This window comes from Kribbibacterium absianum (assembly GCF_030067705.1).
GTDB classification, from domain to species: Bacteria; Actinomycetota; Coriobacteriia; order Coriobacteriales; family Atopobiaceae; genus Kribbibacterium; species Kribbibacterium absianum.
The window spans coordinates 95664-120481 of the sequence record NZ_JASJEX010000004.1 but is presented as its reverse complement, the minus strand read 5'-3'; the positions used below and the strand labels follow the sequence as shown (position 1 = coordinate 120481).

24 protein-coding genes and 1 tRNA gene are annotated in these 24818 nt (G+C 68.8%); all 25 read left to right on the top strand.

The annotated features are described in order from the left end of the window. Positions 1–14: 14 nt before the first annotated feature. The 25 genes from murD to QJ043_RS08335 all read left to right on the top strand — a co-directional run bounded on the left by murD (position 15) and on the right by QJ043_RS08335 (position 24761). Positions 15–1439 carry a UDP-N-acetylmuramoyl-L-alanine--D-glutamate ligase gene (gene murD / locus QJ043_RS08455; RefSeq protein WP_283713268.1) on the top strand — a complete coding sequence of 475 codons (1425 nt, stop codon included), beginning with the start codon at positions 15–17 and terminating at the stop codon, positions 1437–1439. Next, a complete protein-coding gene (locus QJ043_RS08450; RefSeq protein ID WP_283713267.1) occupies positions 1440–3044 on the top strand; it encodes an FtsW/RodA/SpoVE family cell cycle protein in 1605 nt (534 codons plus the stop codon). Positions 3045–3047: 3 nt separating this feature from the next. Further along, entirely contained in the window at positions 3048–4163 is a 1116-nt protein-coding gene (locus QJ043_RS08445) for a UDP-N-acetylglucosamine--N-acetylmuramyl-(pentapeptide) pyrophosphoryl-undecaprenol N-acetylglucosamine transferase (RefSeq protein ID WP_283713266.1), read from the top strand. Between the two features lie 146 nt (positions 4164–4309). Further along, positions 4310–5713 (top strand): UDP-N-acetylmuramate--L-alanine ligase, encoded by a 1404-nt coding sequence (gene murC, locus QJ043_RS08440; protein ID WP_283713265.1) that lies wholly within the window; start codon positions 4310–4312, stop codon positions 5711–5713. Between the two features lie 49 nt (positions 5714–5762). Then, entirely contained in the window at positions 5763–6680 is a 918-nt protein-coding gene (locus QJ043_RS08435; protein ID WP_283713264.1) for a UDP-N-acetylmuramate dehydrogenase, read from the top strand. A gap of 247 nt (positions 6681–6927) precedes the next feature. After that, positions 6928–7854 (top strand): cell division protein FtsQ/DivIB, encoded by a 927-nt coding sequence (locus tag QJ043_RS08430; protein WP_283713263.1) that lies wholly within the window; start codon positions 6928–6930, stop codon positions 7852–7854. 337 nt (positions 7855–8191) lie between these two features. Next, on the top strand, positions 8192–9295 hold the full coding sequence (ftsZ, locus tag QJ043_RS08425) for a cell division protein FtsZ (protein ID WP_283713262.1): 1104 nt from the start codon (positions 8192–8194) through the stop codon (positions 9293–9295). Beyond that, positions 9295–10134, top strand: a complete 840-nt coding sequence (locus QJ043_RS08420; RefSeq protein ID WP_283713261.1) for a purine nucleoside phosphorylase YfiH/LACC1 family protein — start codon at positions 9295–9297, stop codon at positions 10132–10134. The genes ftsZ and QJ043_RS08420 overlap by 1 nt, the downstream gene beginning before the upstream one ends. 65 nt (positions 10135–10199) lie before the next feature. After that, complete coding sequence (locus tag QJ043_RS08415) at positions 10200–11042, top strand: phosphate ABC transporter substrate-binding protein (RefSeq protein ID WP_283722797.1); 843 nt, start codon at positions 10200–10202, stop codon at positions 11040–11042. After that, complete coding sequence (gene pstC, locus QJ043_RS08410) at positions 11039–13009, top strand: phosphate ABC transporter permease subunit PstC (protein WP_283713258.1); 1971 nt, start codon at positions 11039–11041, stop codon at positions 13007–13009. Before QJ043_RS08415 ends, pstC begins: the two co-directional genes overlap by 4 nt. A gap of 3 nt (positions 13010–13012) precedes the next feature. Beyond that, entirely contained in the window at positions 13013–13816 is an 804-nt protein-coding gene (gene pstB / locus QJ043_RS08405; RefSeq protein WP_283713257.1) for a phosphate ABC transporter ATP-binding protein PstB, read from the top strand. Between the two features lie 78 nt (positions 13817–13894). Continuing rightward, entirely contained in the window at positions 13895–14827 is a 933-nt protein-coding gene (locus QJ043_RS08400) for a phosphate signaling complex PhoU family protein (RefSeq protein WP_283713255.1), read from the top strand. Positions 14828–14833: 6 nt separating this feature from the next. Beyond that, the gene (locus QJ043_RS08395; RefSeq protein WP_347177740.1) at positions 14834–15586 is read left to right on the top strand and encodes a YggS family pyridoxal phosphate-dependent enzyme; all 753 of its coding nucleotides are present in this window, start codon (positions 14834–14836) and stop codon (positions 15584–15586) included. Positions 15587–15637: 51 nt separating this feature from the next. After that, a complete protein-coding gene (locus QJ043_RS08390; protein ID WP_283713254.1) occupies positions 15638–16306 on the top strand; it encodes a cell division protein SepF in 669 nt (222 codons plus the stop codon). Beyond that, positions 16299–17126: a pyrroline-5-carboxylate reductase gene (gene proC / locus QJ043_RS08385; protein ID WP_283713253.1), complete on the top strand. Its 828-nt coding sequence runs from the start codon at positions 16299–16301 to the stop codon at positions 17124–17126. The genes QJ043_RS08390 and proC overlap by 8 nt, the downstream gene beginning before the upstream one ends. Positions 17127–17232: 106 nt before the next feature. Further along, positions 17233–17502: a YggT family protein gene (locus QJ043_RS08380; RefSeq protein ID WP_283713251.1), complete on the top strand. Its 270-nt coding sequence runs from the start codon at positions 17233–17235 to the stop codon at positions 17500–17502. Between the two features lie 162 nt (positions 17503–17664). After that, positions 17665–18336 (top strand): DivIVA domain-containing protein, encoded by a 672-nt coding sequence (locus QJ043_RS08375; protein ID WP_283713249.1) that lies wholly within the window; start codon positions 17665–17667, stop codon positions 18334–18336. A gap of 192 nt (positions 18337–18528) precedes the next feature. Beyond that, entirely contained in the window at positions 18529–18801 is a 273-nt protein-coding gene (locus QJ043_RS08370; RefSeq protein ID WP_283713247.1) for a hypothetical protein, read from the top strand. A 216-nt stretch (positions 18802–19017) separates the two neighbouring features. Then, positions 19018–19899, top strand: coding sequence for a glucose-1-phosphate thymidylyltransferase RfbA (rfbA, locus tag QJ043_RS08365; RefSeq protein WP_283713245.1), 882 nt, complete (start codon positions 19018–19020; stop codon positions 19897–19899). A 203-nt stretch (positions 19900–20102) separates the two neighbouring features. After that, the gene (locus QJ043_RS08360; protein ID WP_283713243.1) at positions 20103–21137 is read left to right on the top strand and encodes a DUF4013 domain-containing protein; all 1035 of its coding nucleotides are present in this window, start codon (positions 20103–20105) and stop codon (positions 21135–21137) included. 6 nt (positions 21138–21143) lie between these two features. Further along, positions 21144–21944: an N-acetylmuramoyl-L-alanine amidase gene (locus QJ043_RS08355; protein ID WP_283713242.1), complete on the top strand. Its 801-nt coding sequence runs from the start codon at positions 21144–21146 to the stop codon at positions 21942–21944. A gap of 25 nt (positions 21945–21969) precedes the next feature. Continuing rightward, positions 21970–23031, top strand: a complete 1062-nt coding sequence (locus QJ043_RS08350; protein WP_283713241.1) for a YARHG domain-containing protein — start codon at positions 21970–21972, stop codon at positions 23029–23031. A 63-nt stretch (positions 23032–23094) separates the two neighbouring features. Next, positions 23095–23170, top strand: a tRNA-Gly gene (locus QJ043_RS08345). A 126-nt stretch (positions 23171–23296) separates the two neighbouring features. After that, the gene (locus tag QJ043_RS08340; RefSeq protein ID WP_283713240.1) at positions 23297–24274 is read left to right on the top strand and encodes a putative ABC transporter permease; all 978 of its coding nucleotides are present in this window, start codon (positions 23297–23299) and stop codon (positions 24272–24274) included. 211 nt (positions 24275–24485) lie between these two features. Then, entirely contained in the window at positions 24486–24761 is a 276-nt protein-coding gene (locus tag QJ043_RS08335; protein WP_283713238.1) for a hypothetical protein, read from the top strand. Positions 24762–24818 lie beyond the last annotated feature (57 nt).

Sequence of the window (24818 nt, the reverse complement as noted above, 5' to 3'; positions counted from 1 at the left end):
GGAGGGACATTGCTATGGGTGACCAGGGCTTCCTGGGCGACGTTGTGGTGCTTGGCATGGGCCAGACGGCCGAGGCCGTGGCGCGGTACCTGCTTGGCCTTGGGGCGGATCGGGTGTCGAGCGTGACCGTCGTTGGGGGCGCCAAGAGCGCTCCCGGCGACCGCGCGGCACGGCTCTCCGAGCTGGGGGCCACCGTCGTGCTTGGCACCGACGACGTGAGCGGCGCCTTCGACCTCGCGGTCGCGAGCCCGGGCATCTCCGAGTTCTCCGACCTCTTCGGCAACGCGCGCGCCGCGAGCCGCCGGGTCATCGGCGAGCCGGAGCTCGCTTGGGAGGAGAGCCCCGAGCGCTGGATCGGCATCACCGGCACCAACGGCAAGACCACCACCACGTCCCTCACGGCCCACCTCCTCAACGCCTGCGGCATGCCGGCCGCAGCGGTAGGCAACATCGGCCCCAACGTGATCGGCGAGGTGGCGCGCCGCCGCCCGGACGAGTGGATCGTCGCGGAGCTCTCGAGCTTCCAGTTGGCCACCACCGAGAGGCTCGAGCCCCGCGTGGCGTGCCTGCTCAACATCACGCCGGACCATGCGGAGTGGCACCGGACGCACGCCAACTACATCGCCGCCAAGGAGCGCATCTTCGCGAACCTGGGCGTGGGCGACCTGCCGGTGCTCGTGGTCGACGACCCCGAGTGCGCGCGTATCGCGGACGAGCTGGACGAGAGGGGGCTCGCCCCGTGCCGCGTGTCCGTGACGCGCGTCCCGGACAGCCCCAACCGCGCTTACCTGCAGGACGGCCGTCTCATCGTGGAGCTCGACGGCGAGCGTGACGAGCTGCCGCGCACGGACGAGCTTGGGCTGGAAGGGCCGCACAACTACGCCAACGCCCTGGTGGCCGCAGCGGCCGCGCTCTTTGTGGGCGCAGACCCTGCGGTCGTGAGCCGGGCGCTCGTAGGGTTCGCGCCGCTCGAGCACCGCATCGAGCCGGTCGCGACCGTTGCGGGCGTGCGCTACGTGAACGACTCCAAGGCCACCAACACCGACGCCGTCGAGAAGGCCGTCGGGTCCTTCCCGGCCGGCCGCGTCGTCGTGCTCGTGGGCGGTCACGACAAAGGGGGCGACCTGACGAGCTTCTGCGACGTGCTCGCCGCGCAGGTGAAGTGCGTCGTCGCCTACGGCGAGGCCCAGGGTCGCCTCGGCGCCGCGCTCGAGCTCGCCGGCTGCCGCGTGCTGTACGCCCCGCACATGGCCGATGCCGTCGAGGCCGCCCGCGCCGTCGCCGAGCCGGGGGACGTGGTGCTCCTGAGCCCGGCGTGCTCCAGCTACGACGAGTTCAGCGGCTTCGAGGAGCGCGGGCACCGGTTCAAGGACCTCGTGCGCGAGCTCGCCGACGACGAGCGGCGCTCGCTTGAACGCGACCTGGCGGAGGAGCGGTAGATGGCGCGCTCGAACGAGGCTGCGGCCGCCACCCGGCGCCCCCGGGCTGCGAAGGCCGGCTGGCTCGGCCGGTGGGAGGACAGGATTCGGCGCGTTCCGGCGCCGATCATGGTGCCGCGCCTCTTGTTCGCGGCCTCGGTGTTCGGGCTCGTGGCCTTCGGCCTGGCCATGGTGTACTCGGCGTCGTCCATCAAGGGGCTCACGGCGGCCGACGACCCGTCCTACTACCTGGTCAAACAGCTCGTCTCCCTCGGCATCGGCCTGTTCCTCATGCTCGTGGCCTGGAAGGTCGACTACCACGCGTGGGCGTCGGGCATCGGTCTCAAGCTCATCATGGGTGCCTCGTTCGTCGTGCTGCTCTGCGTTCTCGTGATCGGCGTGGCGTCCCATGGCGCCTCGCGCTGGATCTCGATCGCGGGGCTGACCCTCCAGCCTGCGGAGTTCGTGAAGTTCGTCGTGGTCGCAGCTGCGGCGCAGCTGCTCTGCCGCTGGGGCGGCCGGGCGCCTCACTGGACCGAGGCGTTGCGCCAGGCGGCGCCGATCCTCGTGCTCGTGCTCATGGTCCTCATGCAGCCCGACAAGGGGACGACGTTCATCATCTGTGCCGCACTCTTCTGCATGGTGTGGGACTCTGGCGCCTGGGACCGGCGCACGCTCGCGCGTGCCGGTGTCGTTGCGGTCGTCCTGTTCTTTGTCATCTCCCTGAGGGACGAGTACTCGCGCCAGCGCTTCCTGACGATGCTCAACCCGGAGGCGGACCCGTACGGCGACGGGTACCAGGTCACCCAGGGTTTCTACGCGTTCGGCTCCGGCGGCCTGCTCGGGGTCGGGCTCGGGATGGGCAGCCAGAAGTACGCCTACCTGCCCGAGATGCACAACGACTTCATCCTGGCCGTCATCGGCGAGGAGCTGGGGGCGGTGGGCGTCGTCGCCCTTATGGCCCTGTTCGGGCTGCTCCTCTGGTCGTCCCTCAAGATCGCCGAGCAAGCGCCGGACGAGCTGGGACAGCTGATCGTGCTCGGGTGCGCGATGCTGTTCGTGGGCGCATTCCTGCTCAACGCCCTCGGGGTGCTCGGGCTCTTCCCGATGTCCGGCAAGGCCATCCCGTTCGTGAGCTACGGCGGGTCTGCGATGATGGGGTCGATGCTCGGCGTAGGCATGATCCTCTCCGTCGCACGTGCGACCCGGCTGCCGGAGACGGACGGGGAGCGTCGCCGTCGCTCGTTGTCCATGGTGCAAGAGGGTGCGGCGCCGCAAGGGGGCCGGGCGCTCGCTGTCGTCGCCGCTCCCGCTCGTCAGCCGGGCGTGGAGGGCTCGACCGCCGGTGAGCCTCGCGCCCGCTCGTTCCGAGTGCTCGACGGTGGGTCCGCGTCGGGGGCGCCGGGTCGCACAGAGGGCTCGGCGACGACAGGGGCCGGCCGTTCCGAGCGTCGCGGGTTCGGGCAGCGGGGCCTCGAGGCGCACCCGGAGGCGCGAGTGGTCCGCGACGGGTCTGGTCGCGAGAGGATCGAGCTGGGTCGCAGCTCCTCGGACCGGCTGCGGCCGTCGCGCGGGCCGGAGGTCCGGGACCGGCGCGGCGCGTCCGACCGTCACAAGAGGAGGTAGGCCATGGAAGTCGCCATCGCTGCAGGGGGAACGGCCGGCCATATCAACCCAGCCCTCGCCCTGGCCGAGGAGCTGAGGGACCGGGGGCACCACGTCACCTTCTTTGGACAGTCGGCCAAGCTCGAGGGCACGCTCGTCCCTGCGGCCGGCTTCGACTTCGTGCCCATCCGCGTGTCGGGCATCGACCGCTCGCGGCCCTGGACGGCCGTGACGGCGCTTGCGCGCCTCCGGTCCGCCAGGCGCACGGTCGGGACGCACTTTGGGACGCACGGAGCGCCCGACGTCGCTGTGGGCTTCGGCGCGTACGTGGAGATGCCGCTTCTGGAGTGGTGCGCCGCCCACGATGTGCCGGTGATGCTCCACGAGCAGAACTCGGTGCCCGGCCTCGCGAACAAGACCCTCGCCCGCAAGGCGCAGGTGGTCGCGGTCGCGCTGCCCCAAGCGGTGCGCTCGCTCGAGCCCCACGCTGGCCCTGGTACCAACATCGTCGTCACGGGCAACCCCGTGAGGCGCTCCGTGATCGAGGGCGACGCCCGGCGCGGCCGCGAGACGTATGGGGTGCCCGATGACGCCACGCTCCTCGTGACCTTCGGCGGCTCGCTCGGCGCCAAGGCCATCAACGAGGCGATGGCGGGGCTCAAACAGGACCTGCTCGGTCGTCCGAACCTTCATGTGGTGCACGCCACGGGGAAGGCCTCCTACGAGGAGGTCGTGGGCGCCCTCAGGCTGTCCGCAGACGAGGCGCGCCGCTGGCACGTGGTGCCCTATATCGAGAACATGGGGGATGTGCTCGCCGCTGCGGACCTCGTGGTCTCGCGCGCGGGGGCCAGCTCCATTGCCGAGATCGCGGCCCTCGCGGTTCCTTCGATCCTCGTGCCGTACCCCTACGCGACGGCGGACCATCAGACCGTCAACGCCCAGTTCCTCGTCGGCGCGCACGCGGCGGAGTCCGTGGCCGACGACGAGCTCTCCCGGCCGGAGTTCCGGCGGCTCCTGCTCGGCCTTCTCGATGACGAAGGGGCGCGCGCCGCGATGCGTCACGCGGCCGAGGGACTGGCGCAGCAGCAGGCGGCCGGCCATCTCGCGGACCAGGTGGAGCGTCTCGGGCCGTCCTGCTGAGGCCGGCCTCCGCCACGGAGATACCGGGGAAATGGGGCGCGCGGCGCGCTCAAGCCCTAGAGTTTTACCTGCGGCGGGGCCGAGCGCGCCCCGCCGGGATCCACGACCGTACTGCGCGCGGAACCGCTGCGCGCGAGAGGGGCATCATGTCTGAAAGCTCGCTTCCCTTTGAGCACGCACACTTCATCGGCATCGGCGGCGCCGGGATGAGCGGCATCGCGCTCGTCCTGCACGAGCGCGGGTGCACGGTCACCGGCTCCGATCTCAAGGAGTCCCGCTACGTCCGCAGCCTGCGCCGGGCTGGCGTCGACGTGACCATCGGGCACGAGGCGGCCACCGTGGACGCCAAGACCCCCGACGTCGTGGTGACCTCGACGGCGGTGCCCGAGTCCAACCCCGAGGTGGTCCGGGCCCACGAGCTCGGCATCCCCGTGTGGCCCCGCGCGAAGATGCTCTCCGCCCTTTCCATCGGCCGCACCACCGTGGCCGTCGCCGGCACGCACGGCAAGACCACCACGTCCTCGATGATCGCGACGATGCTCGACAAGATGGGCCTCGACCCGTCGTTCCTCATCGGAGGGGTCGTGGAGGGCTACGGCACCAACGGCCGCAACGGTTCGGGCGACCTCTATGTGGCCGAGGCCGACGAGTCGGACGGCTCGTTCCTGCTGCTCGACCCCACGGTGGCCGTGGTGACCAACATCGAGGCGGACCACCTGGACCACTACGGCACGCTCGAGGCCATCGAGGAGGCCTTCCTCAAGTTCATGGCCTCCGTGGGCGAGGAGGGCGCCGTCGTCGTGTGCGGTGAGAACGCCCACACCGTGGAGCTGGCCCGGGAGAGCGGCCGACGCGTCGTGACCTACGGCTTCGGCGGCCAGAACGACTTCGTCTGTGAGCCCCTCGGCACCGAGGGGCTCGCTTCCCGCTGCGTGGTGCACGCGCCCTCTGGCCAGGACGTCACCGTGACGATCCAGAGCAACCCGGGCGTGCACAACCAGCTCAACGCCACGGCGGCCATCGCCTGCGCCTCCGTCCTCGGGCTCGACCTCGAGAAGGCCGCAGAGGCGCTGTCCCAGTTCAAGGGCGTCGGGCGCCGCTTCACCCATGTCGGAGACATCGACGGCGTGACCGTTGTGGACGACTACGGGCACCACCCCACGGAAGTGGCGGCCACGTTGGCCGCAGCCAAGGGTCTGGGCTTCGACCGCGTGGTCGTCGCCTTCCAGCCGCACCGCTACACTCGCACGCAGGCGTTGGCCGAGCAGTTCGGCTCCGCCTTTGACAGCGCCGACGCGCTGCTCGTGATGGACGTCTTCCCAGCCGGCGAGATGCCGATCCCCGGTGTCTCCGGCAAGACCGTCGCGTCAGCGGTGGCCGAGCGCGGGCACGTGCCCACAGTGCGCTCGGTCCCTGGTCGCGGCGACATCGTCGCCGCTCTGATGGACGAGGTGCGCCCCGGCGACCTCCTCATCACGATGGGCGCCGGCGACGTGACCATGGTCGGCCCGGAGTTCATCGAGGCCAAGCGCGAGGCCGACGAGTCCTAAGGCCGGCCTTCCCTTCCGTAACCGCACCCCAATCACACCCCGGAGGGTCATGAGCCTCTTCAATGCCTACTTGGCGCTGTCGGGAGCCTACGACGCGGACATCGAGCGCGACGTGCCCTGCGCGCGCCTGACAGGTCTGCGGGTGGGCGGTCCGGCCTCCCTTGTGGCGACCGCGCACTCGTACCACGCGCTCGCGCGGGTCTTCGAGATCCTCAAACAGGAGGGCGTGCCCTGGGTCGTCCTTGGCCGAGGGACGGCCGTGCTTGCTTCCGACGATGGCTTTCCCGGGTGCGTCGTGCGGCTCGGCCGCGAGTTCGCCCGGATCTCGGTGGGCGAGGGGGACGGTCTGCTCAGCGCCGGCGCGGGCGCGTTGCTCTCAAAGGTGGCGAACGCCGCGTACCAGAACGGGCTCTCCGGTCTCGAGCCGCTGACCGGAATCCCGGGAACGCTCGGCGGCGCGGTCTCGATGAACGCGGGTAGCCGGCGCCAGTGGCTCGGCGAGCGCGTCCAGAGCCTTGTGTGCTTCCGCCCCGGAGAGGGGATGGTGCGCCGCCAGGGATCGGACATCGAGTGGGGGTACCGGCGCACCTCGCTGCCGTCCGACGAGCTCGTGCTCGAGGCCACGTTCTCGCTGGACCCGGTGGGGAAGCCGGAGGTGGGCGACCGCTCCGAGCGCGAGCTCACCAAACGTCGGCGGTCGCAGCCCGGTACCCGCGCGTGCACGTGCGAGGTGTTCCTCGACGCCGGCGACCAGGAGGCCGCACGGCTGTTGGCCACGAGCGGCGTGGCCGGCTGGGGCGTGGGAGGCGCCGTCGTTGCCCCGGGAGCTCCGAACTTCGTGGCGAACGACGGCCGGGCGACGGCTCGGGAGGTCCTCGAAGTGATCCATGGCATGCGGGACAAGGTGAAGGAGGCGCACGGTGTCCAGCTCAAACCGCAGATCAAGTTCCTCGGCTTCTCGGAGTAGCGGCCGCGCAGGCTCTCGCCCTCGTGCCACGGCACGGTCGGGCCCGTCGTCGCGCCCCGCAGGCGGTCGCGGCGCGAGCCACGCGCGGCCCCTCTCCTCGACCCGTGCGCCCCGGCCGCCGCGGACGGACTCAAACCGGCGCACGTTCGGAGGGGCGCCGGAGGCTCAGAAGGTCGGGCGCCTCTCGGTCTCCGGCCTCGGCCTCCACGACCACAAGAAAAAGCAGGGGCTGCCGTGGCTCGCCAAGGTGGCCATCGCGATCGCCGCTGTGCTCGCCCTCGGTGTGGCCGTGCTCGTCGGCGTCTCGAAGATGCCGGTGCTGACCGTCGGGACGGTCCAGGCGGACGGCACGGAGCACCTCACCTCGGACGAGATCGTGAGGCTCGCCGCCGTGCCGGACGACGCAACGCTCCTCAACGTGGACGTGGGCCAGATCCAGGAGAACCTGAGCAAGAACCCGTGGGTCAAGAACGTCACCGTGACGCGCGTGCTCCCCGACACCATCAAGTTGTCCGTGGAGGAGCGCACGGTCTTCGCCCTCGTCACGATGAAGACGGGCACTTCGGTGTGGTACCTCTCGGCCCAGGGGGTGTGGATTGAGCCGGCGAGCGTCTCCACGACCGGGGATCAGACCACGGCGGATGCCGCGTTGGCACTGGCGGCAAAGGAGGGCTGTCTCCTCATCCAAGAGGTGCCGTCGTCGGTGCAGCCCAAGGCCGGCACCAAGACGACGGACGAGGCCGTCCTCGCCGTCCTTTCCTACCAAGAGGGCTTCAGCGAGGGGTTCGCGTCCCAGGTCGTGTCCTACACGGCCCAGAGCACCGCGTCCATCTCCTGCTCCCTCAAGAACGGCATCGAGGTATCGCTCGGCTCGCCGAGCCAGATTGCCTCGAAGGAGGCCGTGGTCACGAAGCTCATGGCCGAGCACCCGAACCAGCTCACCTACATCAACGTGCGCAACCCGTCCAAGCCCTCCTACCGCAAGGTGAACAGCGACGCGGTGGGTGAGGGGACCGGCGTCGTGGCCCCGAACCCAGACGACGGCGCCGCCTCCGAATCGGGCACGGACGCCGATACCGGCACGGGCGACGGTGCGGGCTCTGGCACGGACGATGGCGCCGCATCCGACACGGGCGACGGCGGCACGGGCGCGGGAGGCTCGACCACCGAGTGAGGCTCACGTGGGGGTCGATGGAGGCATCGGGCACCCTCAAGGGCGTCCAAGAGAAACCATCAAGTGTGGGTTGAGACTTGAATGCGTTGCCTAAGAGCACCACGTACCTGCGGGTTCCATGGTCCCTTCACAGAGCCGGAAGAAGGCATGAGACGCTCCGGTGAAATGTGCGACCATAAGCCGCTTTGGAGGAAACGTTGATGTTAACTTGAGCTTGAGGGTTTTCCCGCTCACCCTCGAGCACAGGTTCCGAGGCGGAACGTAGCTCAAACACGGCAACCGGAGGATCGCACCCACGGCACGACGAGGTGCCAGGCGCCCCTTAGAGGAGGAACCAATGAAGGACACCGAGACCCCGAACAACTACCTTGCGGTGATCAAGGTCGTGGGCGTGGGCGGCGGCGGCACGAACGCCGTCAACCGCATGATCGAGGAGGGCATCCGCGGCGTCGAGTTCGTCGCCGTGAACACGGACGCGCAGGCGCTCGCCCTCTCGGACGCCGACATCAAGGTGCACATCGGCACCGACCTCACCAAGGGTCTCGGCGCCGGCGCCAACCCCGAGGTGGGCATGCAGGCCGCCGAGGACTCCCGTGACGAGATCAAGGCCGCGCTCGCCGGCGCGGACATGGTCTTCATCACGGCGGGCGAGGGCGGTGGCACCGGCACCGGCGCGGCGCCGGTCGTGGCCGACATCGCCAAGAACGACATCAAGGCCCTCACCGTGGCCGTCGTGACGCGCCCCTTCACCTTCGAGGGCCGCAAGCGCGGGCAGCAGGCCGTGAGCGGCGTGGACAACCTGGCCGAGAACGTCGACACCCTGATCGTGATCCCGAACGACCGCCTGCTCGACCTGGCCGAGAAGAAGACCACGATGCTCGAGGCCTTCCGCATGGCCGACGACGTGCTGTGCCAGGGCACCCAGGGCATCACGGACCTCATCACGGTTCCCGGCCTCATCAACCTCGACTTCGCCGACGTCTGCACCATCATGCGCGGCGCGGGCACGGCCATGATGGGCATCGGCATCGCCTCCGGCGACAACCGCGCGGCCGACGCGGCCCAGGAGGCCATCTCGAGCCGCCTGCTCGAGTCGGAGGCCGACGGCGCCACCCGCGTGCTGCTCTCCATCGCCGGCAACAAGGACCTCGGCATCCAGGAGATCAACGACGCGGCCGAGGTCGTCGCGCAGAACGTCGACCCCGAGGCCAACATCATCTTCGGCACCGTTGTGGACGAGTCGCTGGGCGACCAGGTGCGCGTGACCGTGATCGCCACCGGCTTCAACGACGGCCAGGTCCAGCCCCAGCTCTCGATGAACGGCTTTGGCACCGCCGCGGCGCCCAAGCGCACACAGCCGGCCGCGCAGCCCAAGTTGACCACCAACAACTTCGGCGACCGCGAGTTCGACATCCCGGACTTCCTGAAGCGCTCGCACTAATGACCGAGACCCGCGCGGGCGGGGGCCTTCCGGCTCCCGCCCTGTCACGCGAGGTGAGCGACGACGTGGCCCTGCTCGGCGACCCTCAGGTCCCGGGCGGGGTCACGTTCGCGTTCACCGAGAGAAGCGGGGGAGTGTCCCGTCCTCCCTATGGGTCGCTCAACTTGGGCGACCGCGTGGGTGACGACGCCTCGGCCGTCGCCGAGAACCGCCGGCGTGTGCTGAGGGCGATCGGCGCCGAGGCCTTCTCGGCCAATCTGGTGTGCCCCAACCAGGTGCACGGGGACCGCGTGGTGGCGGTCGCGAGCAGCGCGCCCGAGGCCGTTGCACGGGCGCAGGCGCAGGCCGCCGAGGGCGCTGACGCCGTGGTCTGCTCGGCGCCGGGCGTCCCGGTCCTGCTCGTGTACGCAGACTGCGTCCCCGTAGTTCTTGTGACCGACGGCGGCTTTGCCGTGGTGCACTCCGGATGGAAGGGCACCTATGCGAGAATCGCCGCGAAAGCGCTGAACCAGCTCTGTGCGATAACGGGTAATGACGTATCGGACGTCGACTGCTACCTGGGCCCGCACATCGCAGGACGGGACTACGAAGTCTCGGACGAGCTGATCGAGCGGTTCACGATGGAGTTCGGGTCGTGCGTCCAGGCCGGGGAGGGGAGGCTCTCGCTGGCCAGCGCCATTGAAGCGACCCTCGTTTCCTCGGGAGTGAGACCGTGGAGAATCCTCAACGCCGACCTGTCGACGGCCACCGACACTGGCCGCTTCTTTTCCTATCGAAAGGAGGGGCCGGTTTGCGGGCGTCACGGCGCCATCGGGTTTATGGCGCCGGCGCGCCCGTGAAGAGAGGGGCGCCGGGGGCCTCGGTCACCCGACGCGGGGCCTTCGCGTTGGCGGGCGTCGGCCTGATGGCGGCTCTTGGCCTGTCCGGCTGCTCGTCCAGCGAGGACGGCGGCGTCCTGACCGTCGCCGGCTCCACCACCGTGATGCCGATCGCCGAGATGGCCGCCGAGCAGTTCGAGGAAGAGACCGGCACCAAGGTGCTCGTCTCCGGTCTGGGCTCCTCCGCCGGCATCGAGGCGGTGCAGAACGGCACGGCGGACATCGCCACCTCGAGCCGCGGGCTCACTGAGGCCGAGGCCGCGACGGACCTCGTGACCACCGTCGTCGCGCTCGACGGGATCGCCGTGATCGTCAACGACGACAACCCGGTCTCCGGCCTCACCATGGACCAGCTCCGCTCCATCTATGCGGGCGAGACCACCAACTGGTCGGAAGTGGGGGGCGACGACCTCCAAATCCTCGTCGTGAACCGCGACGAGGCCTCGGGCACGCGCGAGGCCTTCAAGAAGATCGTGATGGACGGCACCCCCTTCGACCGCTCGGCCGCCGTGCTGCCCGGCACGGGCCAGGTGCGCGACGTCGTGAGCCGCACCGCCGGAGCCATCGGTTACATCTCCATCGGCTTCGTCGCGTCCGACTTCACCAGCTCCACCGTCAAGTCCCTCGCCATCGACGGCGTCGCGGCCACGGAGGAGAACGTCGAGAACGGCACCTATCCGGTCTCGCGCGACCTGTACTTCTTCACCAAGGGGGACCCCTCCGGGAAGGTGGAGGACTACATCGAGCTCGTGCTGTCCGACGAGATGTCCCAGACCATCCGCGACGCCGGGTACCTGCCCCTGAGCGACGCGAGCTACCAGGCCCGCGCGAAGGCCGCGGGCGCCGAGGAAGGGGGCGATGCGTCGTGAGCAAGCAGGAAGAGGCGCTGCAAAAGCCGCCGCATTTGGAAGACATCGACCCCAACGGCCCCAAGGCGCACAACCAGGGCCTGAAGCTCGTGAGCCGCTCCACCTACGTCAAAGAGAAGGCCCTCGAGGTCCTGTTCCTCGTCTGCGCGTGCGTGGCCGTGCTCGCCGTCCTGTTGATCTTCGCGTTCACCGTGTACAAGGCCGGCCCCGTGCTCACCAACATCGGTCTCGGTGACTTCTTCGGCCTTGAATGGGCGCCCTCCGACGGCGAGTACGGCATCACCGCGCTCCTCGTCGGCTCGATCATCGTGACCGCCGGCGCGCTCGTGCTGGGCGTGCCCCTCGCCATCGGCTGCGCCGTGTACCTCACCGAGATCGCCAACAAGCGCGTCTCGGGCATCGTGTCCTCCGCGGTGGACCTGCTCGCCGGCGTGCCGTCCGTGATCTACGGCTTCTTCGGCCTCGTGATCCTCCGGCCCCTCATCGCCGACCTCACCGGCGGGCTCGGTTTCGGCGCGCTCACCGCGTGGCTCGTGCTCGCCATCATGATCGTGCCCACCATCACGACGCTCACGATGGACGCCCTCAAGTCCATCCCCATGGGCATCCGCGAGGCCTCCTACTCTATGGGCGCCACCAAGTGGCAGACCATCTACAAGGTGGTGCTGCCGGCCGCCAAGCTCGGCATCGTCAACGCCGTGGTGCTCGGCATGGGTCGCGCCATCGGCGAGACGATGGCCGTCCTCATGGTCGTCGGCAACGCGCCGGTGATCCCGGACTCCGTCTCGAGCCCCATCTCGACGCTCACGAGCCAGATCGCCCTCGACATGGGCTACTCGAGCGGCCTGCACCGCGCCGCGCTCTTTGGCATGGGCGTCGTGCTCTTCATCATCTCCGCCGGCCTCGTGGGCGTCGTGCGACTCATCAGCCGTCCGCGCGAGGCCAAGGTGGACACCAAGGCCATCGCGGAGGACCGCGCCCGCAAGGAGGCCGAGACCAAGGCGACGCCGGTGGAGCTGGCCACGGAGGGGCCCGACCTCACCACCGCGCAGCTCGAGAGCGCCGTGGCCGAGCAGGAGACCTCGCGCAAGCGCATCAAGCGCCTGCTCGCGTCGGGCAACCAGGCGAAGGTCTCCAAGAACGCCACCAACAAGGGCATGGTGGGCGTGTTCACCGCCGCCGGCTGGGTCACCGCCGTCGTGCTCGTGCTCATCATCCTGTTCGTGGCCGTCAACGGCCTGCCGGTCATGAGCCTCGACTTCATCTTCGGCTGGCCGGAGGGCGTCAACGCCGAGGGCGGCATTTTCCCGACCATCGTCTCCACGCTCTACGTGACGGCGCTCGCGATGCTCATCTGCACGCCCGTCGCCGTGCTCGCTGCCGTGTACCTGGCCGAGTACGCCAAGCAGGGGCGCCTCGTGAACTTCATCCGCTACGCCACGGACACCCTGGCCTCGGTGCCGTCCATCGTCATGGGCCTCTTTGGCTTCGCGCTCTTCGTCGAGGCCTGCGGCTTCGGCCTGTCGATGCTCTCCGCCGCTCTGGCCCTCGCGCTGATGATGCTGCCGATCGTCATGCGCACCACCGAGGAGGCCATCCGCGCGGTGCCCCGTTACATCCGCTGGGGCGCCTACGGCCTCGGTGCCACCAAGTGGCAGGTCGTGAGCCGCGTCGTGCTCCCGTCCGCGTTCCCGCGCATCGCCACGGGCATCGTGCTCGCCATCGGCCGCGCCGTGGGCGAGACGGCCGTCGTGCTCTACACGATGGGCCAGGCCATCAACCTGCCCATCACCCCGCTCGACTCTGGCCGCCCGATGACCATCCACCTGTACCTGCTCGCCAACGACGGCATCAACATGCAGGCGGCCTACGGCACCGCGCTGCTCCTGATGCTCATGATCCTCGCGTTCAACCTGTTCGCCCGCTACCTGTCGCGCAAGAGCGCGGAGAAGTCCGGAGGTAAGTAAGCCATGACCGTCTACCGCGACGCGCCCAAGAACCAGGGCACTGGCATCCATGTGGACAACTTCGACTTCTGGTACGGCGACTTCCACGCGCTCACCGGCGTGTCCATGGACATCGCGCAGAACAAGATCACGGCCTTCATCGGCCCGTCCGGCTGCGGCAAGTCCACCTTCCTTCGGTGCGTGAACCGCATGAACGACCTCATCGAGGGCACGCGCACGGCCGGCACCATGGAGCTGGACGGCAACGACATCTACGGCGAGGGCGTCGACCCGGTGGACCTGCGCCGGCGCGTGGGCATGATCTTCCAGCAGCCCAACCCGTTCCCCAAGTCCATTTACGAGAACGTGGCCTTCGGGCCGCGCCTGCAGGGCGTCACCAGCAAGGACGACCTCGACGGCATCGTCGAGGAGTCCCTCAAGCGCGCGAACCTCTGGAAAGAGGTCTCCAACCAGCTCAACAAGAACGGCCTCGCGCTCTCCGGCGGCCAGCAGCAGCGCCTCTGCATCGCGCGCGTGCTCGCCGTGCAGCCGGACGTCCTGCTGATGGACGAGCCCTGCTCGGCCATCGACCCCACCTCCGTGCAGAAGGTCGAGGACCTCATGTACGAGCTCGCGCCCGAGATGACGATCATCATCGTCACGCACAACATGCAGCAGGCGGCGCGCATCTCGGACTACGTGGCGTTCTTCCTCCAGGAGCACGCCGGCGAGCCCGCGACCCTCATCGAGTACGGGGTCACGAGCGAGATCTTCAACTCTCCGAGCGACCAACGCACCGAGGACTACATCACGGGCCGCTTCGGCTGATATCTTCTTCTGTGGGCTTTGACGCGCGGCGCCCTCACTGGGCCCGCCCCCTTCTCGGTATCTGAAAGGACGTGTTCGATGAGGGAGCAGTTCGACCGACAGCTGGCCACGCTCCGCCAGGAGCTGGTCTCCATCTACGCGAGCATCGACCTGGAGCTGCACGACGCCGTGGACTCGCTCGTGGAGGGCGACAAGGCCAAGGCGCGCAGGGTCAAGAAGGCCACCCGCGAGATCGACCGGCGCTGCGCCGAGCTCGAGGATGGCGCGTACAACCTGATCGTGCTCCAGAACCCCGTGGCGAGCGACCTGCGCCTCCTGCAGTTCTTCATCTACGCCAACTTCAACCTGGCGCGCATGTCCAACCACGTGCGCAACATCGCCAAGACCACCAAGCGCTGCGCCGACCGCAACGTCCCCGGCCGGCTGCTCGACCTGCTCGACGCGCAGGCGCACCTCGTGTACCGCGTGCTCGGCGCCTCCGTCCAGTGCATCGTCGACAACGACCTCGCCGAGGCGGCGGAGCTGCCGGAGCTGGACAGGCCGGTGGACGAGCTTTACAAGAGCTTCTACCGCACGTTCAGCCGCCTCGACGCCGACGACGACATCGACGCCGCGAGCCGCGTGATCATGGCCGCCCGTATGCTCGAGCGCATCTCCGACAACGCCGTCGAGGTGGGCGAGCGGGTCGCGTTCCTGCTCACCGGAAGCCGCGAGGCGCTCTCGGTGCTCGCCGACATGGACGAGGAGGAGCTCGAGGACCTCTACGCGAGCCAGGCGCCCTCGTTCACCATCGACGCCGACGCGGTGGCCCGCGTGGCGAACCGCATCCCCGAGCTCGAGCTGGGCGACGGGGAGCTGGACGAGCAGGTGGGCGAGCACCTGCGGCAGGCGCTCGCCTTGGCCGCGAAGGTGCGCGCGCAGTACAAGGCCGAGAAGGCCGCGAAGAAGGGCTCCGCGAAGTCGGGCGACGACGTGGTGGAAGAGCCGGACGCGGAGACAGAAGGGGAGTGACCCGCTGTGGCGCAGGCCCCACAGGATCAACCGTGTCGCGATGACGCCTATGCGAGCTTTCTGACCACCCGCCGGAAGGCGATTCTCGCGCGCGTGCGCGCGGCTTGTGAGCGCGTCGGCCGTGACGAGAGCGACGTGAGCATCGTGGCGGTCTCGAAGACGGTGGACGTGGCCGCCGTGCGCGCCGCTATGGACGCGGGTTACCGGCGCTTCGGCGAGAACCGCCCCCAGGAGCTGGCTCGCAAGCTCGAGGCCCTCGCCGCCGACGGCGGCGAGGTGCCGCCGTTCGACCTGATCGGCAACCTCCAGCGCAACAAGGTGAACCTCGTGCTCGGGAAGGCGCAGCTGATTCAGTCCGTCTCGTCTCTGGCGCTTGCCGAGGCGGTCTCGAGCCGCGCCGAAGCGCGGGGGATCGTGCAGCCCGTGCTCTTCGAGGTCAACGTCTCCGGGGAGGCCACCAAGGGCGGCTTCGCCCCGCTGGAGCTGGAGCAGGCCGCCGAGCGGCTGGTCGAGCTGCCGGGCATCGAGCCGCGCGGGCTCATGACGATGGCCCCGGCCCATGCGCCCGACCTGGCCCGTCAAACCTTTAAGGGACTTCGGGAGCTTCGTGCTACCCTGATAGACCAGTGCGGTCTTCAAGTCCCCGAGCTGTCCTGCGGGATGAGCGACGACTTCACGATCGCCATCGAGGAGGGCTCCACCATCGTGCGGCTCGGGCGCGTGGTCTTTGACCAGGGCTACGAGCTTGCGGGGGACTGAGTCCCAGGTTATCGGAGAAGGGGCGCGCAGCGTCCCGGCGAGGGGTGCCAGATGGGCTTTTTGGACAACCTGCGCGACCGCCTGCGCGGCGACGAGCCGGTCGACGACTACTACGACGATTACGACGAGCGCTTCGACGACGGCTACGGGGCCTACGACGAGCCTCGGGCCACGAGCGGCGTGCTCGGCAACACGAGCCGTCCGGAGGCCGAGTCCGTGTCCGTGTACACGCGCTCGGGGCGGCCGGTGGAGGAGGGCGTGCGTTCGCCGTCGGCCGGCGGCTTCTCCACCTCGCAGCGCTTCGGCGACGAGAGCTGGGGGACCCAGGAGACGCACCGTCGCGCCGGCGAGGGGGCGCCGAGCGCCACGTCCGTGCTCGGCAACTCCAGGACCCCGACCCCGGGCGACATCGGGCTGACCCCGATGCCGCGCATGAGCTCCGGCAAGCTGCCGCCCTACGTGCTCAAGCCCACGAGCTACGACGATGTCCAGATGGTGATCCGCCGCGTGCGCACGCAGCAGCCGGTGGTGATCAGCTTCAAGAACACCCAGATCGAGACCGCCAAGCGCATCCTCGACTTCTGCTTCGGGCTCACCTGCGGCATCGACGGTGCCGTGGAGGAGGTCGCCGACCGGGTCTTCGTGGTGCTCCCCAAGGGCATCGAGCTCTCCGAGGCGGACATCGAGAAGCTCAAGCGGGAAGGTGTAATCGGTGGCTGACGCGCGCGTGTTCGACGGCACGGTTCTCATCGTGGGCGGCGGGGCCATGGGCGGCTCCATCGCCCGCGGGCTCGTCTCGTCCGGTGCCCTGGCCCCCAGCCAGGTGTTGGTGGCCGACCCGTCCCCGTCCGTTCGCGAGGACCTCGTGGCCGACGCCGGCGTCACCACGTTCCCCGACGCCTCGGAAGCGCTGGCGCTCGACCCCCAGGTGGTCCTGTTCGCGGTCAAACCGCAGGTGCTGGACTCCGTTGTGACGCCCGTGGCCGACCAGGTGGCCGATCGTCTCGTGGTCTCCATCGCCGCTGGCGTCCCGCTGGCGCACCTCCAGGAGGTTGTGGGCGCAAAGGCGCGGGTGATCCGGGTGATGCCCAACCTGCCGGTGGCGGTGCGCAAGGGCGCCTGCGCCATCGCGCCCGGCGAGAACGCCACCACGCAGGACGCGTCGCTCGTTCGGACCCTCCTCTCGAGCCTGGGGTCCGCCGCGGTCATGCGCGAGGACCAGCTGGACGTGGAGGGCGCCGTCGTCGGATGCGGCCCGGCGTTCTTCGCCCTCATGGTGGACGCGCTCACGCGCGCGGGCGTCGAGGCCGGGCTGCCCGCCGCCACCTGCCGCGACCTCGTGCGGGAGACCATGGGAGGGGTCGCGGAGATGCTCGCGGACGGCACGCACCCGCGCGCCTTCATGGAGCGCGTCACGAGCCCCGGCGGCACCACGGCGGCCGCGCTCCGCGCCATGGAGCCGTTGCTGCAGGAGGCCTGCTACGAGGCGGTGGACGCGGCGATGGCCAAGACCTATGAGCTTGCTGAGGGGTGCCGCTGAGCCCAAGCCGAGGTCGGGGCACCGTTGCTACACTGGTTTGCCATCAGACTGAATCCGTGATTGTCCGGCGGCGCCTCGGCGCCGCTTCTCTTGGAAAGGCCCTTCTATGTTCGCAGTGGCCCGCGCCGTGTCCACGCTGTTCGAGATCTACGAGTTCCTGATCATCGCGTGGTGCATCCTGTCCTGGATTCCCCGCAGGCCGGGCGGCTTCGTGGACGACCTCGCCACCGTGGTCAACGACCTCGTCGCCCCGTACATGAACCTGTTCCGGCGCTTCATCCCGCCGTTGGGCGGCATCGACTTCTCGCCGATTGTCGCGATCCTCGTGCTCGGCGTGCTGCAGAACGTCGTGGTCCAGCTGCTCTTCCGGCTGTGACGGGGGAGCGACCCGGCCGCCGTTGCCGGTGGCCACGCGTCCTTCGTGCCCGCACATTTCCCGCCTTTTGTCTCGCGCCGGCGCATCTGCGGTAGACTTCTGCCTACGAGCGTCTGAGCAACGCACCCCAACCGCACCCCATTCCGAGGAAGGGACGCACCTATGGCTATCACCCCGGCAGACATCGAGCAGCTCACCTTCACCCCCTCCAAGCACGGCTACGACACCGAGGAAGTCGACAACTTCCTCGAGGAGCTGGCCGGCGAGGTGGACGCGATGCTGCAGAAGATCGCCGACCTCAAGAGCCGCCTGACCGCCTCCGACCAGGCCCTGGACGCCGCTCGCGCCCAGATCGCCCAGCTCCAGGCGCAGCTGCAGAACGCCGGCTCGCAGGCGGAGATCGTGCCGAGCAACTCGAGCGCCGTGGTGGCCACCGAGCGCCAGATCAGCCAGGCCCTGATCGTCGCGCAGCAGAGCGCCGACCGCATCGTGGCCGAGGCCCGCGACAACGCCGACAAGATCCGCACCGAGGCGGATCAGAAGGCCCGCGAGGTCATTCGCCAGGCGCTGGCCGAGAAGCAGAACGAGCTGGACGAGATCGACCGCCTCAAGGCCTCCCGCGAGGAGTTCCGTACCGAGTACAAGAACCTCCTCCAGCACTTCATGGACGACGCCGAGGCCGTGTTCCCGGCCCAGATGCTCACGAGCACGACGGGCTCACAGCCCCGCTACGAGGTTCCGAAGGCCCAGGACGTCGTGGACGTGAACGCCACCGTGTACGTGCCCGCGACCGACATGGGCGTGGCCGGCATCGGCGTGGACGATCTGGACTAGCGCTGTCGCTGACCACAGTCCCTTCAAACGGCCGGGCGCGTCCCGGCCGTTTTTGTGCCGCTCGCCGGCAAATCAGGGGCCTTCAGCACAATTCAACGGATGTGCATAAACCCTTAACCAACAGACGCCCAGACTGAAGGCCACCGACGGGCGCCTCTCGAGGGCGCCCTCCCTGCGAGCAAAGGGGTTCCTATGGCCTGGGTTGCCATCAACAAGGACTACGCCGCCAATGACGAGACCACCTCCATCGTCACTCGGACGACGCCGTACACCGGCATGGAGGAGGACCTCTACATCAAGGGCGACGACCCCCTGACCGAGCTCACCAACCAGGGGCGCGCGTACCACACGCTCGACGAGCGCGTCAACGACCTGCGCCATGGCGGCTGCACGCGCGTCACGTTGCCCTACGGGGTGGGCTACGAGGACGCCATCGACATGATTCGGTTCTACGGAAGGATTTAGCGCTCGGCCGCGCCTCTCGCCACGAACGCCCCCCTGATGGAGCGCCCCTCGCGGGCGCTCCTTTCTTGTCGGCGGTTTTCAGCGCTGCGGTGTGGTTGGGATTTCAGAAAGGTTAGCGGTCGCGTATCGTCGCTGAGCGGTGCGGGGTCGGTATAATCAGCAGGACATATGCATCTTCAGTCCTGCCCCGAAGGGCAGGAGAGGGAGGTTGAGAGCGTGAAGGGCATCGTCCTCGCCGGCGGACATGGCAAGCGCATGTACCCCATCACCCGTGCCACGTCGAAGCAGCTGCTCCCGGTCTATGACAAGCCGCTGATCTACTACTCGATGTCCGTGCTCCTCGAGGCCGGCATCCGCGATATCCTCGTGATCGCGAAGCCGGAGCACCTGGACGGGTTCCGGGCGCTCCTCGGTGACGGCAGCCAGCTCGGCATCTCCATCGAGTACCGCCCGCAGCCGGTTCGCGGCGGCATCGCCGAGGCCTTCCTCATCGGCGACGACTTCATCGACGGCGAGCCCTGCGCGCTCGTGCTCGGCGACAACATCTTCTATGGGTCCGGGTTCACGGAGGAGCTCGCCCACGCCAAGGAGAACGCCGAGAAGGGCCAGGCCACGCTGTTCGGCTACCGCGTGGAGCATCCGGAGAACTTCGGCGTCGTGGAGTTCGACGACGAGGGCAACGCGATCTCGCTCGAGGAGAAGCCCGTCGAGCCGCGCAGCAACTACTGCGTGACCGGCCTCTACTTCTATGACAAGCGCGTCTGCGAGTTCGCGAAGCAGCTGCAGCCCTCCACGCGGGGCGAGCTGGAGATCACGGACCTCAACCGCATGTACCTGGACGAGGGCTCACTCAAGGTGGAGCGTCTCGGTCGCGACTTCGCCTGGTTCGACACGGGCACCGTCGACTCCCTCTTCAACGTGAGCGAGTTCATCCGCGTCGTGCAGAAGAACACGGGCGTCAAGGTGGCCTCCCTCGAGGAGATCGCCTACGACGCCGGCTGGATCCGCCGCGCGCAGCTCCTCAAGCTCGCGGACTCCCTCAAGAAGACCGAGTACGGTCGCTACCTGGAGAAGATCGCGCTCTCCACGCGCCGCTGACCCTCCCCAGGTGCCACGCACCCCAGGAGGTTTCCTCCCCAGGTGCCACGCACCACGGGAGGTTTCGAGCGCCCCGGCTGGGATTCCAGTCGGGGCGCTCGCGTTACCGGCGCGTTGCAGGGGTGCAGGGGATCCTGATTTCAGAGTGATTGCACATACTATGAGACGGCTTCAGTCCGTCGCCATCAACGAAGGAGGAGACGATGACGTGTCCCACTTGCGGCGCCCCGACGCGTGACGGTGCCAAGTTCTGCTCCAGCTGCGGCAGCCCGCTGCCACAGGAGTCAGCTCCCGAGGACGTTCAGGAGACCGTCGTGGCCGAGCAGGTCACGGAGACGGTGCAAGAGCCTGCGCCGGAGCGCCCCTGCGCCCCAGATGCCCCAACGGCTCCGTCTCCCGAGCCGCCCCAGCCGCAGTTTCGGCCTCAGCCGCCGGTGCAGCCGGCTCGAGAGGGCGTCCTCGGCGCGGCCTGGCGCGATATCACCAGCTCCCCGGGCTGGGTCGGTCGCACGGCGCTCCTCGCCCTGATGGGCGTCTTCCCGGTGGTCGGCTTCTATGTGAACGGCTATCTGCTCCGCTGGTCGGCCGAGCTGGTCAACGGGGCGCGCACGGCGCTCCCCAAGGGCGTCTTCGACCGCAAGGCGTTCCTCACCGGCTTCCTCTACTGGGTCGTCACGTTCCTGTGCGGCCTCGCCGCCTCTGTGCTCGTGGTGCTCAACGTGATTCCCGTCTTTGGCGCGATCCTGGCATGGCTCGGTTTCCTCTGTGTCAATTGCTACGCCGCAGTTGCCGGCATCCGCATGGCCCTCTCCGGCCGATTCGGCGCTGCCTTCGACCTGTCGCAGATCGTCGAGGTCCTCAAGCGCAACCCCGGGAGCGCGTTTGTGGCCGTCTTTGTGCCGAGCCTCGTGACCGGCCTCGTCGGCGTGCTGGTCTCGCTCATGGTCGTCGCGGTGTTCGGTGCGGCCTCGTGCAGCGCGCTGGCCAAGAGCGTCGGATACGCGAGCTACGGCTACGGCTATGGCCTGTCCTCAGGGATTGACGGGGCGTTGGGCGCCCTCGGTGTGATCTTCGGCATTCTGGGGCCCCTGGTGGGCATCGTCGTTGTGGTGCTGATGTTCTGCTCGGTTTTCGGCACCATCTGGTCCCTCCGTGCGTTCGGTCATTTCGTGGCCGAGAACGCTCCGGAGTGGGCGGTCGACGCCGATGCTGCCGACTCCGCCGAGAAGGCCTGGTAAGGTCCTGTGACCAGCACGACGCTCCAGGCCTTGGTGCTTGCGGCCGGCCTCTGCGTGTGCTTGGGCGCCTGCGCCTTGTCCGCCCCGGCGGCGCCCGCCGATGCGCCTGCCGAGGCCCCGGCCGCCATCGCGGACGAGGCTGCGGCAGAGCGCGAGGCGCCTGCCGAGGTCGAGGCGGAGCCCGCTGCGGAGGGGGAGGCGGACTCTGAGAGCGCCGTCGTCCGCGAGCCCGTCGGCGCGCTTGGGGGAGACGGCCTCGGGATCTCCTACGACTTCCGCGACTCGTTCGCGCATGGCGACAAGCCCTCCTCCTGTCAGAAGTACATCGTGCTCCATGACACGGAGGGCGACTCCTCCGCCTCCTCGGTCGTCGACTGGTGGGACTCCAACGGCGCGGGCGTCGCTGCGCACTTCGTGGTCGACAAGGACGGCTCCGTCGTGCAGTGCGTGCCGGTGGACAAGATCGCGCACCACGCGGGGTTCGGGGACACCGGCCACAACGCCTTCTACGGCGTGGAGGACGAGAGCCGCGACGACAAGGTGGGCACGGCCCCTATCGGCGATTGGGCCCGCGACTACGGCATGAACTCGTGGTCCATCGGCATCGAGCTGGTCCACGTGGGCGGTTCGGGAGATTATCCTGAACCCCAGCTTGCGGCTCTGGACGCGCTGATCGCGGCGCTGGACGGCGCCTACGGCTTCGAGGCCCCGATCATCGATCACAAGGCCTGGCGCACCGGGAACTCGGACACCTCGGCCGAGTTTGCGGGCCACTTGTCCAACTACCAGACGACCCGGCACCATTGACCGCCGGCGAGAAGGAGCGTGTGAGATGTTCTGTGAAGAGTGCGGCGCGCCGCTGCCCGACGGCGCGGCCTTCTGCGACCGGTGCGGCCGCCCGCTGCAGGAGCAGGACGGCCTCGACGTGCCGGTCCCGGGTCCCATCGAGCGGTGCGAGCCGGAGGCCGACCTGACGGCGCCACGGCCTCCGGTCGTCCCTGGCGTCACACCTCCCGACCCGGCTGCGCCTCGGTCGGCACGGACCCCCAAACAGGGTCGCGGCGCGGTCGTCGCCGTCTGTGTTGCGGCCGTCGTCCTGGTGGGCGTGGGCGTATGGCTCTTCGGGTTCGGGGGCCTCGGGCTCCTCTCGAAGGGGACGGCCCCGGCAGATGCCGGGGTGGCGGACGTGACGCCCGCCGAGGAGGAGTGGGTCGTGACCTATGGTGCGGCGAGCGTGCCGGTCGTGGCGGCCGACACGCGCATCGTCTTTTGCGACCCGGAGGGCGAGCCGCTGGAGTCCTTCAGCATCGCGGTGGGCACGAGCGGGGACAGCTCGCCGACGTCCTATCGCGTGACCGGCTCGTTCGGGATCCAGCTGGACCAGTTCGACGTCTCGGATCCCGGAGCCTATGACCTCACGGCCTCCACGAAGGCCGAGGGCACCTATCCCACGGTGACGGTTCGCCTGGCTGACGTCGCCGAGCAGGACGGCACGTTGTACGTGCGTCCCGGCGCGGGCGGCGTCACGTTCTCGGCCGAGGAGCCCGCAGCAGAGACAGAGCCAGCCAACGAGGAGGCTCCTGCTCCCGAGAAGCTCTCCGCCGCGTCCGGCGACTATGTGCTCGCGGACAGCGCCTCGCGGGCCTACAGCGAGTCCGAGCTGTCCTCGCTGACGGACTACCAGCTCTTCCTCGCCCGCAACGAGATCTATGCCCGCCACGGCCGCAGGTTCAAGAACGCCGAGCTCCAGCGCTACTTCTCCTCCAAGCCCTGGTACACGCCCCTCTACGAGCCGGACGCGTTCAGCGACGACCTCCTCTCCTCGGTGGAGAAGCAGAACGCCGAGGCGATGCTCGCCATCGAGAGGTCCCGCGGCTCCGCCTATCTGGGCTGAGAACTTTTTCTCGATGAGGCTTGCATCGGCGACGAACGTTCTGTATAGTTCTTGTCTTGTGACGCGGACATGGCTCAGTTGGTAGAGCACCACCTTGCCAAGGTGGGGGTCGCGGGTTCGAATCCCGTTGTCCGCTCCAGTGATCATGATGCAGCCGCCTCCGGGCGGCTGTTTTCGTATGGGCCGTCCTCCGGTATGATTCGCCTCGTCCTCCGGGCTGCTCCCGTTGTGCGAGTGCCCCGGTCGTCTCTGAGAAAGGCACCCTGTGGCCAACACGCTGCTCGTCGTTCAGCTCGCCGTCTTCCTCGTGCTCATCACCGGCTGGGCCATGCGCTCGATGAGCTACCGGATCGCACGCGGGCGCAGCTATCGGGCGTTGGCGGGCGACGAGCGGTTCGGTGACGACATCCAGAGCACGCTCAGCGCCATCGAGCGCGAGCGGCTCGGGGCGGCCGTGCGCGTGTCCGACGACGCCTACGAGGGCCTCAAGGTCAAACGGCGCCCGCACCTGTCGCGGGAGCAGCGGCGCAGCATCTTTCAGGCGGAGATGAAGACCCGCGACGAGTACCTGCAGACCGCGAGCCTCGGCATCTTCCACTACATCATCATCTTCATCGCGTTCAGCGTCATCGGCCTCGTCGCGGAGGAGATCTGGATGTGGGTGTCCCTCGGGAGCACCGAGAGCCGCGTGGGCGTGGTGTGGGGCCCGTTCTCGCCGTTGTACGGGTTCGGCGCCCTGATGTTCACGATCGTGCTGTGGAACTTCCGCACGTGCCGATGGTACGAGGTGCTCCCGGTCTCCATGGGGCTCGGCGCCGCGCTCGAGCAGACCACCGGCATGGCGATGGAGTACTTCTGGCACGCGCAGAGCTGGACGTACATCGGGTTGCCGGACGCCATCACGCAATGGGTGTCGTGGACCACGGTGTGCCTCTGGGGCGTCATCGGCCTCGTGTACTCCAAGCTCGTCATGCCCGAGCTGGTGTGGCGCATCGGGGAGCCGTCGAGCCGCATGCAGACGGTGCTGGTGGGCGTGCTCGTCGCGTTCATGACGCTGGACCTCTTGATGACGGCGTACTCCTTCTACCGTCTGGAGCAACGCTCGCTCGGCATCCCGGCGCAGAACCCGATCGACGCCTACGTGGACTACCACTTCAACGACCAGTTCATCGAGGACCGCTTCCAAAACCTCGTGGTGGGGCAGCAGCTGGACCCGAACGACCGGTCCCAGTGGAGGATCTAGGGCGCCGGGGCGAGGTTTTGGGGGCGGCCCCGCGCCCGGCGCGCCCCTCGCGCCGGCTCCCCCGCGCTTCCAAAACCTCGTGGTGGGGCAGCAGCTTGACCCGAACGACCGGTCCCAGTGGAGGATCTAGGCCGCTTCTCATCGGAGCCTGTCGTGCCTTCGGCTTCGCGCTAGTATAAGAACACACGTTCTTAACAGCGAGGAGGGCACCATGGCCTTGGTGCGTCGAGGGCAGGTGGCCGGCGGCGACCGGTGCTACGTCGGCGTGGGGGAGCGCACCGACGTTCACGGGCGGGTGCACCCGCTGTGGGTCGACTGGGAGGACGGTCGTCGCTTTCTCGTGGACAAGGTGGCGAGCGCGCGGCCATGGCGTGCTCCCGGATCCGGGTCGGGCGGCACCCGGTTCGTCGTTCAGGTGGGCGATCGCCAGACCCAGTTGTTCTACGAGGACCCTCGCTGGTTCGTCGAGCAACGGACCCAGCTGTGACCAATGCGACGGCGCCTATGACCGCTTGCCGTTCCTCTATGGCCATTCGTCTGTGGA

Bases quoted from the DNA above. Each gene is read 5' to 3' on its own strand.
- murD (WP_283713268.1), top strand. From the start codon at position 15: ATGGGTGACCAGGGCTTCCTGGGCGACGTTGTGGTGCTTGGCATGGGC.
- QJ043_RS08450 (WP_283713267.1), top strand. From the start codon at position 1,440: ATGGCGCGCTCGAACGAGGCTGCGGCCGCCACCCGGCGCCCCCGGGCT.
- QJ043_RS08445 (WP_283713266.1), top strand. From the start codon at position 3,048: ATGGAAGTCGCCATCGCTGCAGGGGGAACGGCCGGCCATATCAACCCA.
- murC (WP_283713265.1), top strand. From the start codon at position 4,310: ATGTCTGAAAGCTCGCTTCCCTTTGAGCACGCACACTTCATCGGCATC.
- QJ043_RS08435 (WP_283713264.1), top strand. From the start codon at position 5,763: ATGAGCCTCTTCAATGCCTACTTGGCGCTGTCGGGAGCCTACGACGCG.
- ftsZ (WP_283713262.1), top strand. From the start codon at position 8,192: ATGAAGGACACCGAGACCCCGAACAACTACCTTGCGGTGATCAAGGTC.
- QJ043_RS08420 (WP_283713261.1), top strand. From the start codon at position 9,295: ATGACCGAGACCCGCGCGGGCGGGGGCCTTCCGGCTCCCGCCCTGTCA.
- QJ043_RS08415 (WP_283722797.1), top strand. From the start codon at position 10,200: ATGGCGGCTCTTGGCCTGTCCGGCTGCTCGTCCAGCGAGGACGGCGGC.
- pstB (WP_283713257.1), top strand. From the start codon at position 13,013: ATGACCGTCTACCGCGACGCGCCCAAGAACCAGGGCACTGGCATCCAT.
- QJ043_RS08400 (WP_283713255.1), top strand. From the start codon at position 13,895: ATGAGGGAGCAGTTCGACCGACAGCTGGCCACGCTCCGCCAGGAGCTG.
- QJ043_RS08390 (WP_283713254.1), top strand. From the start codon at position 15,638: ATGGGCTTTTTGGACAACCTGCGCGACCGCCTGCGCGGCGACGAGCCG.
- QJ043_RS08380 (WP_283713251.1), top strand. From the start codon at position 17,233: ATGTTCGCAGTGGCCCGCGCCGTGTCCACGCTGTTCGAGATCTACGAG.
- QJ043_RS08375 (WP_283713249.1), top strand. From the start codon at position 17,665: ATGGCTATCACCCCGGCAGACATCGAGCAGCTCACCTTCACCCCCTCC.
- QJ043_RS08370 (WP_283713247.1), top strand. From the start codon at position 18,529: ATGGCCTGGGTTGCCATCAACAAGGACTACGCCGCCAATGACGAGACC.
- QJ043_RS08360 (WP_283713243.1), top strand. From the start codon at position 20,103: ATGACGTGTCCCACTTGCGGCGCCCCGACGCGTGACGGTGCCAAGTTC.
- QJ043_RS08350 (WP_283713241.1), top strand. From the start codon at position 21,970: ATGTTCTGTGAAGAGTGCGGCGCGCCGCTGCCCGACGGCGCGGCCTTC.
- QJ043_RS08335 (WP_283713238.1), top strand. From the start codon at position 24,486: ATGGCCTTGGTGCGTCGAGGGCAGGTGGCCGGCGGCGACCGGTGCTAC.